Genomic DNA, 11,145 nt, shown 5'->3' with positions numbered 1-11,145 from the left:
TTACTTAAATGGCTTAATTGGTAGACCGCCAAAAACTGCACAAGTATAAATACTTATTGCAAAAGTGACATGCTCCCAGCTCGCCCCTCTCATTCCACCCATGGCGATCGCCCCATCATCTATAATTTTAATTAACATCCTGTCCCTCCCTTAAGCAGGGCTGGGGGGACAGGATGAAAGGGGAAACGAGACTTAAAGCGATCGATAAACGCGATAGTTAATTTCAGGGAAAATATTATCAATCTCCTCAACCTTCTCCAACCAACCCGAATCAACTTTCCCTTCTTTCACTTCATCGTAAAGCTTGTGAAAGCGCATTAAGTGCGATCGAGTCCGGCGCACCGCATAGGGAACCATCGTCCCTGTACGCATGATAAACGCCCAGTCAGAAGATTGAGCTAGCAGCACTTCCCGCGCCGCCTGGTTCAAAGCGCGCCACTGCAACTCATCTGCAGGTTCCATGCTTCCCAACTCAATCATCCGTTCCGCAGCTTTGTGCAAGTGCGGGTAAATCCAAGCATTGGTATCGTTGAGCCAATATTCGTGGAAACCCCGGAAACCCCAGCTAGACTGAGACGGGCGGCACACTTGCTGAGTCGGATTTCCCCGCAAATAATCGGCTAAGTGCGTCATCTCGTAGGTATTTTGGTCGTACCAACTCTTGCGGAACAGGTAATCTAAGAACCAAGGCCCTTCGTACCACCAGTGACCGAAAAGTTCGGCGTCGTAAGGCGAAACAATAATCGGCGGACGCTGCATAATGCCGTTGAGGTGTTCGACTTGGCGTTCGCGGTTAAAAGCAAAATTGCTGGCGTGTTCCGCTGCTTTTTCCCTTGCCCAGTAAGGATCGTACAACTGTTTATCGCCTAAACCCAATCCGCGACCGGTGATTTTGTGATATTTAATCCCGGTATTTTTCCGCTGGCCGTTGGGCATGATGTAGGGCTTAATGTAATCGTAGTCAGCTTCCCAGCCCAAATCTTTGTAGAATTCGCGGTATTCGGCGGCGCCGGGATAGCCGACTTCGGAAGACCAAACCTGCTGCGAGGATTCGTGATCCCGGCCGAAGGCTGCGACTCCGCATTCGGTGAAAATTGGGGCGTAGCTGCCGTAGCGGGGACGCGGGCGGGCGTAGAGGATGCCGTGACCGTCTGTGAGAAAGTAGCGGAGGCCTGCGTCGGCTAACATCCGCTCTAAGCCTTCATAGTAGGCGCATTCGGGCAGCCAAATGCCTTTTGGTCGGCGGCCGAAGTTTGCTTCGTAGTTGTCGCAAGCTACTTGAATTTGTGCCCAAACTGCTTCGGGGTACATTTTCATCAACGGTAGGTAGCCGTGGGTGGCACCGCAGGTGATGATTTCGAGGTTGTTGGTATCTTGGTGTTCTTTGAAGGCTTTGACTAAATCTCGATCGTACTTTTCCCAAAAGTTGCGGACTTGAGAGAAATGGGCGGCGTAATGTTCTGCCAAATAGCGGAGGTGGCCGTTTCCGCTGTTGTGTTCGATTTCGAGATCGGCTAATTCTTCGAGTTTGGCCAAGTGGTCGTCGAAGCGGTCTTGCAGCAAGGGGTCGCGCAGCATTGCCACCAAGGGCGGTGTCATGCTCATGGTAATTTTAAAGTCGATGCCGTCGCGCTTGAGGCCTTCAAAGACTTGCAGCAGGGGAATATAGGTTTCCGCGATCGCCTCAAACAGCCATTCTTCTTCTAAAACGTAGTCGCTTTCGGGGTGGCGAACAAAGGGCAAGTGGGCGTGGAGAACGAGGGCGAGGTAGCCAATAGTCATAATGATTTGGATGCCGTAGTTATTAACTGACGCCTGTTAGGGACAGCTTTAAAATATTTTAAGATTTTATGCTGAAACGGGACTCACAAAATGCCGTGTTTTTTTAATGACCTTTCTCTAACAAACTAAATGTCAGCAAATTCTGATTTTCTGCTTGCTGTCGGATTAAGGCTGCTGCTGTTTGAGAGTCTACTGCCTTTGAGAAAAAGAATCCCTGGGCGTACTCACATTTTAACCCTTTTAGTATAGATAGTTGCGATGCTTCTTCGACTCCTTCGGCTACTACATCCATGCCTAAATTGTGGGACAAAGTAACGATCGACCGCACAATTTCTGTGGGGTCAATCCCTCCTTTACTGAAATCGAACTCACCTCCCATCCTGCTAACAAAAGAGCGGTCTATTTTTAAGGTATTGGTGGGGAAGCGGTGCAGGTAGGAGAGCGAGGAATAGCCGGTGCCGAAGTCGTCAATGCACAAGTCTATGTTTCGGGTTCTGAGCTGCACCAGCATTGCTGTTACTGATTCAGAATTTTCTATAAGTACGCTTTCGGTAATTTCTAGTTTTAAACTGCTGCCGTCGAGGTGAGTTTCTGCGAGGACTCGATCGATGTATTCGATTAAATCTGGCTGAGAAAACTGTTTGACAGAAATGTTGACGCTAACGCTCAACGGGGGGTGGCTGGGAAATAGCTGCTGCCACTGGCGGATTTGGTGGCAAGCTGTGCGAAGTACCCAGCGGCCCAGGGGTACGATCAAGCCGGTTTCTTCGGCGATGGTGATGAATTCGCCGGGGGAAACTAAGCCTCGTTCTGGATGCTGCCAGCGCACTAGGGCCTCAAAACTGGTAATTGTGTTAGTGGCGATCGACACGATCGGCTGGTAGTGAATAATAAACTGGGGCGCTGCGGATAAGGGAGGTAAGGCTGATTCGGGGGATGGGGGAAAGTCTTCTTCTGTGGCGGGTTCTCTAATTGATTCGATCGCCCGCCGCAGGTCGTTTTCGAGCTGCAACAGTCGCAAAGCGTGGGCGTGCATGGAACTGTTGAAAACTTCGTGTCGGGCTCTGCCAAGTTCTTTGGCGCGGTACATTGCTGTGTCGGCGTCGCGCAGCAGGGTTGTCGGTTCCAGGTATTCGCCAGAGCTCAAAGCTATGCCGATGCTGGCGGTGATAAATACTTCGTGTCCGTCTAGAAGGAGAGGGGAGGTGATTTTCTTTTGCAGTCGGTTGACAATGCTGCTAGCTTCATTGATGCCCTCGATGTCTTCTAGCAACAGCACAAACTCGTCTCCTCCGATGCGGGCTACTGTATCTCCGGGCCTCAGACAAGCTTCCAGACGCCGCGCGATCGATACTAGCAATTGATCGCCGATGGCGTGGCCGAGGGAATCGTTGACTACTTTAAATCTATCTAAATCGAGAAACAGCACGGCAAACGAGTAGTCTTTGCGCCGTTTTGCCAGCCTCAGAGCGTGTTCGAGCCGATCGGTAAATAGCGATCTGTTGGGCAATCCGGTGAGGGCGTCGTGAAAAGCATCGTGCAGCAGTTGTTCTTCGGCGAGTTTGCGCTGAGTGATGTCGTGACAGTTAATCACGATTCCCTCGACTGCGGGATCGTAGAGCAAGTTGGTGGCTACAGCTTCTACATAACACCAGGAACCGTTGCGGTGGCGGACTCGGTACTCAACTGGGCACTGGCTTCTTTTGGGGTTTTCAATGGCTTTGTGGAGGGTTTCGGCGATCGTAGCGCTGTCGTCGGGGTGAACTATTTCTAAGGCGCTGCGGCCGATCGCCTGGTGGGGCGCGTACCCTAAAATTCGCTTAACCGAAGGGCTGATGTAGCGGAAGATTCCTGCGGCGTCGAGAATGATCGTGATGTCTGTGGCGTTTTCAATCAGCGAGCGAAATCGCTGTTCGCTTTGGCGCAGGGCTGATTCTGCTTGTTTGCGATCGCTGATGTCGAGGGCTACTCCGTCTATAATTACGTCGCCGTTTTCGTTTTTGGAAAATTTAGCGCTGTCTTGCACCCACTTTACCTCCCCCGATCTCAGAACGATGCGGTACTGGCGATCGCACGGCAAAAGACTCGCTCTCGATGCTGCTACGCGGCTGTCAGACGAGCTTTTGTCCTCTGGATGGATGATTTCGGTCAAGAGTTCCGGGCGCGAAATCACTTCTTCGGCCCCGAACCCAGTAACTTCGCGCACGCCCGGACTGATGTAGGGCAGGGAGATTGTGCCATCTGGATGCAGCACAGTGCGGTAGACTGAGCCGGGAATGTTGGCTGCCATTGTGGCTAGCTGCTGCTGGATGCCACAGACTGCTGCTTCGGCGCGCTTGCGTTCTGCCAGTTCGGTTTGGGCTTGTTGGTAGAGTTCGGCTTGGTGGATCGCGATCGCGCACTGATCGGATATGGCTTTGACTAGCGATAGTTCTTCTGTAGTCCAACAGCGGGCCCGATCGCACTGGTAGAGGCAAATTCCTCCCAAAAATGATTGCTGGTATAGCAGCGGTGCGATCGCGATCGAGTGAAACCCTAAAAATTGGGCTGATGCTTGCAGTTCCGGGCTCAGAGTCGATAACTCGGCGAGGGCGATCGTTTCTCCGCGGGCGAGGGAGAAGCGATAGTGTTGGGCAAAGTCGCAATTTAGACCGATCGCCCGTTCTCTGTCGGCTGCCTTTAAGCTCATGTAGCGAATCCCGATCTTGCCCTCAGCATCTGGCTGCAATATCGCGCAGCCGCTGATTTCGAGAGCTTCGTGCAGTTGATCTGCGGTGGTTTGCAGCACTTCGTCGAGTACAAGGGTGAAGCGCATGGCTTGAACGATGCGGTTGACTATCGCTTCACGAGTCGCTTGCCGCTGAATTTGGGCGATCGCTTCTTGTTGCTGGCGTCGCATTTTGTATTCTTGGAGCGATCGTTCTAAGACTGTTGGCAACCTAAACAGCCGCCCTTTTAAGACGTAATCTGTCATTCCCGCTTTGATGCACTCAACTGCCGCTTCTTCTCCCAAACTTCCCGTTACTAAAATCAAGGGTATGTCTTGCCCTAATTCCTGCATTAATTTCAACACTTCTAAACCGTTGAAGCCGGGGAGGCGATAATCTGAGAGTACAGCATCGTACTGGCAATTTTCCAGCAGTTTTCTGCACTCTGTTGCTGTTTCTGCCGTGTCGCACTTAAAATTTACCCCTCCCGATTCTAAGGCGAGCACTATTAATTCCATATCTTCTGCCATGTCTTCGATAATCAACAAGTTTAATGTTGATTCCGCTACCATTTTTAGTAGATAGTTGGTTTCATTTATATCTAACATAAGGTATTGGGGATGTTTTCAATTGGTTATTTGTGTTTTTGCTAGTAATTTTTTAGACTTAGTTTTGTTATTAATTTTATCTCGATATTTTTAGCAAAATTAATTATATACTCTACTCGCAAGACCTTTATTTAGCACCTGCAGTCGAGGGCTGACGAACCGATTGGGGAGCACCCCAATTTTTAAAAGAGCATTTTTTAGGAGTACGAGCATCTTGCACAGCCCCGCCTATATCTTTCGCTTCCATCCCTAACAGTGAACACTCCTGTCACACCAAAATTCGGATGCTCTCACCGATCGTGACTTATTTAAGTCTATAAGAGTTTTAAATTTTTCATTTAAAACTCTTATAGACTTAACTTATGAATCTATATTACCGTTTGAGATTGTTTGCCCTAGTTTAAAGTAAAAGGTGGCTCCTTGACTAGGTAGGCTTTCGGCCCAAACCGTACCGCCGTGGCGGTGAATAATCCGCTGGACGATCGCCAAACCGATGCCCGTACCTTCAAATTCTCTCTGGGAGTGCAGCCTCTGAAAGGCTCCAAACAGGCGATCGGCATATTCCATCGGAAAACCCACCCCGTTATCCTTGACAAAAATCGTCCCATCGGGTAAACCCTCAATAACTATTGTAGCCGGATTGCGTCCGCGGCTGAACTTGACGGCGTTGCTAATCAAGTTGCTGAACACCTGTTGCAGCAAGGTTGAATCTCCCATTACTGTCGGCAAATTTCCGACGGCAAATTCAACGCTGTGGGGAGTTTGGGCCGGATCTGCGACTGTTGGTGGTTTAGTCAATTTAATCGCATTTTGTACCAAACGGCTCAGATCGATCGGAATTTGCCTCAACTCGGTGCGAGTCACCCGCGACAGGGCGAGCAAACCGTCAATCAACAGGCTCATTTTTTGGCTGCTGTCTTCAATTACTTCCATATAGTGAACTATTTTGCGATCGCTCAAAGCCTCAGTTAATTCTAGCCGCTGTTTCAACGCTTCTACAAAACCTGAAATGTGTCGCAAAGGTGCGCGCAAGTCGTGGGAAACTGAGTAAGAAAAAGATTCTAATTCTTGATTGGCAGCTTCTAATTGCTCTGTGCGTTCTGACAAAGCTTGTTTTGTCTCTACCAACTCAGTGATATCGCGAGAAGTGCCAATTAAAGCATAAACCTCGCCGTCGAGATTTCTGAGGGGAATTTTAAAAGTATCGTAGTAACTGGTCTCGCCAGCAATTACAAATTTATCCTGCAAGTGCAGAGTTTCCCCTGTTTCAAATACCTGCGAATTTTCCCTAGAGAATTTGGCGGCTATTTCGGGGGAGAAACATTCAAAAATAGTTTTGCCCTGCATCTCTTTTCTGCTATTTAATCCAGCAGTTTTGGCAACAGATTGGTTGACAAAAGACAGTCGCATATTATCGCTATCTACCACAAAAATGTGGTCGGGCAAAGCATCAAAAAAAATTTCTAATTCTGCAGTACGTTGCGCGACTTGAGCTTCTAAAGTTTCGTTAAGTTCTTTGAGCTCTAATTCTACTCGTTTGCGTTCGGTGATATCTTGACCAATGCCGATACAACTGCCGTCTGAAAGACGAACATTTGCCCAAGAAGTGTCGATAATTCGCCCGTCTTTAACTTTTGTTTTGAAGTCGCTCCACTTCTCATTTGCTGCTTTTATTTCATCCAAAACATATTGACGGTATTCTGGCTGCGGATAAAATTCTGCCAAGATATCACGGTTTTTGATTTCTGCCAAACTCCAGCCTAGCACTTGTTCCCAGTGGCGGTTCACCCAGTTTATTTGACCATTTTTGTCTAATAATGCGAGCATAATCGGCACGTTGTCGAAGATTGTTTGCAGCAGTTCTTTTTGCTGTTTTAATGATTCTTCGGCTTGTTTGCGATCGCTGATGTCGAGTACGGAACCGATAATTTGCCTCATTTGTCCGTCTGGCGTTCTTTTGAAAACTTTAGAGCGAGCGTGCACCCAGCGCCATTCCCCATTTTTGTGTTTGATTCTGTAGTCTCTGTCATCGGTTTCATAGGGATTCCTACTGTGTTTTAGTCGCTCCATACCTGTAATTAGCTTTAACAGATCGTCGGGATGAACTAAGTTGGCTACAGCGTCTGTCCCCAAATCTTGCAATTCTTGGGGAGTGTATCCCAGCATAGCTGTGACAGATTCATTTGCATAAATATTTTGGTTTTTTACTGCATCGTAAATGTAGAGAAAATTAGGTATAGTTGTAACAATACTCTCTAAAAGTTGCTGATGTTTTTGCAGTTCCAATTCTGCCTGCTTGCGCTCGCTCAAGTCCAGCACAAAACTGACGCCTAATTGCTTCGTTCCTTCTAAAAATGTGCTGCCCAGCAGCACCGGAACGCGGCTACCATCGGAGCATATAAATTCTTTTTCAAAGGGAACAACCGTATTTCTAGCCTTCAGTTCGGCAACTTTTTCTGTATCTAAACCCACGTATTCAGGTGGTGTCATTTCTTGCCAGTTAACTTTTCCGGCAAGCAGCTCGTCCCGCGTATAATTTACCGTGTTTAAAAAAGCCGCGTTCGCATCTGTAATGTGGCCGTCAAGATCCCAAAAAATTAAGCCGATAATATTAGAATCTACTATGGCTTTAAATTTGGATTCGCTTTGTCGCAACTGATCTTCGACTTGTTTGAGTTCTGTGATGTCGCGGGAGATGGATAAAACTGTTTCTACTGAATTGTCTTCAGCAAACTCGGGAATGACTCGACAGTGGTAATATTTTATGCCTTCGGAAGTGGGCAAGTCAAATTCTATGGTTTCTTGTTTGCCGCTACCAAAAACTTTCATAAAAGCCTCATCCCACAGGCTGCACAGGTGCGGTGGCATTCCTGATTCTTGGTTGGTTTTGCCAATCAATTTTTCGGCGTGTTTTCCAATTGTTGATTCTACTGCTGGGTTGATGTAAAGGAGGCAGAGTTTGCGATCGAACCGGGCGATAATATCGGTCGCATTTTCGGCGATGGCGCTGAAAGCTTGTTCGCGCCTATGCAGTTCTTCTTGAGCGCGGTGGAAATCGGTTATGTCTCTGGCAAAAGAGAGAATTGAAACTACTCTTCCCGATTCATCGATTAGTGCGGAATTGTACCATTCACAGTAAATTACTGAGCCATCTTTTGTATAGTTGCGGTTGCGGCAAATGTTGCGGGGTTCTCTGCTGTGTAATAGTTGATTTGTGACGGCACACACTTCCTCGAAGTCTTCTTGATGAACTATTGACCATTCGTGCCAGTATTTGCCGATTACTTCTGCTGCACTCCAGCCAAATATTTTTTCTGCCATTGGCGACCACTGCACTACCCGAAATTCTTTGTCCCACTCTACAACGGCCATTGGTGAGTTTTCTAGGTGAAATTCCCGCCGCGAGTTGGCTTTTTTTATTTGAGTTTGAAGTTGCTGCCGGAGTTGCTTCGCCCTGGCGAAGCGATCGCTAATTTCCTGTGTGTTTGCTGAGCCAGTGTTGGCAATGTGAGCAATGGTTTCTGCTGTTTGTTTTTCGAGTTCGTTCCAAGCGAGTTCGAGGGCTAATTCCGCCTGCTCTAGCTCAGTGATGCTGTTCTGAAACAGTCTGGCACTTTTAACTGGAATTTCACGCATAGTTTTGACACTTAGGCAAGTGTTACTTTGAGAATTCAAAATTAAAGCTTAAAAATTCAAAATATGTAATTTCCTGTTAAATTATACATTTTAAATTTTTAGTCGGTGCGTGGAGCCGATCGTTGGAGACGAGCGGCGTTATTGAAGACCAATAGGCTTGGGTTAATCCCGATCGCCTTGGCGCCCCCCTGGTTGTTGGGGGGACAAAAACTTACTCTTGCGTCGCCCAACAACCAGGGGGATGCTGCAAGGGATCTCGCCGGGAATAAAGCGTTTTAACCCAAGCGTATTGTATTAAATACTGCCAGTAAAAGGATTTGGGGTGTAGATCGATCGGCAATTGTGGTGGATCGATCTAAAACTCTCCTGGGTAAGGGAATGGTGCGGGCAGGAGCTGGCCCTAAGTATATTTTTGCACAGAGTTGTTGTTTGGGGGCGATCCAAAGGCTCTCGGCGTGGCTGCAGCCTTGGGTCGATCGCCAATCTGTAGCAGGGCGTTGCGTATGCAGAGCCCCATTTGTCTCAACTAAACACGCTTGCTCAAAGTCCGTCAGGGGTTTAAACCTGCCGAAATCAGGGTTTGACACGCTTGTTGACACCAATGAAACCGCCCCTACCTACAAATACTCTCCCATCAGTTTGGTCAATAAAAAGCTAAAATAAAATCTAAAGTTATTCAGTCTTTTAAATTGCTTATGACTGCTGCTGCACCCTCTTCGATAAAAAACCGAACTCAGTACGAAGCCATTATCGGCCTCGAAACTCATTGTCAATTAAGTACGAATACTAAAATTTTCTCCAGTTCTTCTACAGAATTTGGCAATGCCCCAAATACTAACATTGACCCAATTTGTATGGGAATGCCGGGAGTTTTGCCCGTATTAAATCAAAAAGTGCTGGAGTATGCGGTGAAAGCAGGGCTGGCTCTCAACTGCGAAATCGCACCTTACAGTAAGTTTGACCGCAAGCAATATTTCTATCCCGATTTGCCGAAAAATTATCAAATTTCTCAGTTCGATTTGCCGATCGCTACTAACGGCTGGCTAGAAATTGAACTGGTGGATGAGACGGGAAATTCTACTAGAAAAAAAATCGGGATCACTCGCTTGCACATGGAGGAAGATGCCGGAAAATTGGTTCACGGCGGCAGCGATCGGCTCAGCGGTTCAACTTATTCAATGGTGGATTACAACCGCGCCGGTGTGCCTCTAATCGAAATTGTTTCGGAACCGGATTTGCGATCGGGCGCGGAAGCTGCCGAATACGGTCAAGAATTGCGCCGGATCGTGCGCTACATCGGTGTTGGCGACGGGAATATGCAGGAAGGTTCACTCCGGTGCGACGTGAATATTTCGGTGCGCCCCGTGGGCAGAAAAGAGTTCGGCACGAAGGTGGAAATTAAAAATATGAACTCTTTTAATGCGATCGAACGGGCGATCGATTATGAGATCGAGCGACAAATTCAAGCGGTGGAAAATGGCGAAACCATCATCCAAGAAACCAGGCTGTGGGATGAAAACAAGCAGTGTACTTTCAGTATGCGGGTTAAGGAAGGTGCGAGCGATTATCGGTATTTCCCGGAACCGGATTTGCCTCCGATCAAAGTTTCGACTGAGCAATTGCAGGATTGGCAAGCTCAACTGCCAGAATTGCCGGCAATGAAGCGCCATCGCTACGAAACTGAGCTCGGTCTTTCTCCCTACGACGCGCGGGTGCTGACTGACGACAAAGCGGTGGCGGAGTATTTTGAAAAATCGATCGCCGCCGGTGCTGTGGCTAAACAAGCTGCCAATTGGGTGATGGGCGATATTACTGCTTATCTGAAAAATGAAAAACTGGCGATCGCAGAAATTCCTTTCCAACCGCAGGATTTAGCTGAACTGCTGGGGCTAATTGAGGCCGGTACGATCAGTGGCAAAATCGCTAAGGATATTTTGCCGGAGTTGCTGGCAAATGGTGGTTCGCCTCAAAAGTTTGTTGAAAGCAAGGGTTTGATTCAAATTTCGGATACTGGGGCGATCGATCGAGCGATCGATGCGGTGTTAGCCGCCAATCCCAAGGAGCTCGAACAGTACCGAGGCGGTAAAACTAAGCTGCTGGGCTTTTTTGTCGGCAAGGTGATGAAGGAAACGGGCGGCCGGGCCGATCCCAAACTGACCAATGAGCTGCTGGCGGCGAAGCTTAACGCCCCAGGTTAAGCATTCGTTAAGGGGATCGTGTAGCGGATACAGCGGCGGGCGATCGGTTTTTCCTGACCTCGCCCTTCTGGCGGGATCGTAACTTTATAATTAATCTACATTTCTTTACAACATCTTCACGTTTGGGGGTGACACCCCTCATCCCGATAGTGTTATATTGTGTTATGTAGATGCACCCTGATGGCAGAGGGAGTTACTTAGGTAGCTCTCTCT

4 protein-coding genes are annotated in these 11,145 nt (G+C 48.1%); 1 reads left to right on the top strand and 3 read right to left on the bottom strand.

Annotated features, from left to right (window positions below; genetic code table 11):
- Nucleotides 1–192: 192 nt before the first annotated feature.
- The 3 genes from QUA88_RS25365 to QUA88_RS25355 form a co-directional block, all read right to left on the bottom strand.
- On the bottom strand, nucleotides 193–1,782 hold the full coding sequence (locus QUA88_RS25365) for a glycoside hydrolase family 57 protein (protein ID WP_333036521.1): 1,590 nt from the start codon (nucleotides 1,780–1,782) through the stop codon (nucleotides 193–195).
- A gap of 103 nt (nucleotides 1,783–1,885) precedes the next feature.
- A complete protein-coding gene (locus tag QUA88_RS25360; RefSeq protein ID WP_333274449.1) occupies nucleotides 1,886–5,098 on the bottom strand; it encodes an EAL domain-containing protein in 3,213 nt (1,070 codons plus the stop codon).
- A gap of 360 nt (nucleotides 5,099–5,458) precedes the next feature.
- Nucleotides 5,459–8,734: a PAS domain S-box protein gene (locus QUA88_RS25355; RefSeq protein ID WP_333055638.1), complete on the bottom strand. Its 3,276-nt coding sequence runs from the start codon at nucleotides 8,732–8,734 to the stop codon at nucleotides 5,459–5,461.
- A 695-nt stretch (nucleotides 8,735–9,429) separates the two neighbouring features.
- On the opposite strand from QUA88_RS25355, the gene gatB reads away from it, so the two are divergent.
- Nucleotides 9,430–10,932, top strand: a complete 1,503-nt coding sequence (gene gatB / locus QUA88_RS25350; RefSeq protein WP_333055640.1) for an Asp-tRNA(Asn)/Glu-tRNA(Gln) amidotransferase subunit GatB — start codon at nucleotides 9,430–9,432, stop codon at nucleotides 10,930–10,932.
- Nucleotides 10,933–11,145 lie beyond the last annotated feature (213 nt).

This window comes from Microcoleus sp. D3_18_C2, assembly GCF_036702395.1.
Lineage (GTDB): Bacteria > Cyanobacteriota > Cyanobacteriia > Cyanobacteriales > Microcoleaceae > Microcoleus.
Note: the sequence above shows the minus strand (reverse complement) of the source record. Positions and strands in the feature narration are given on the sequence as shown.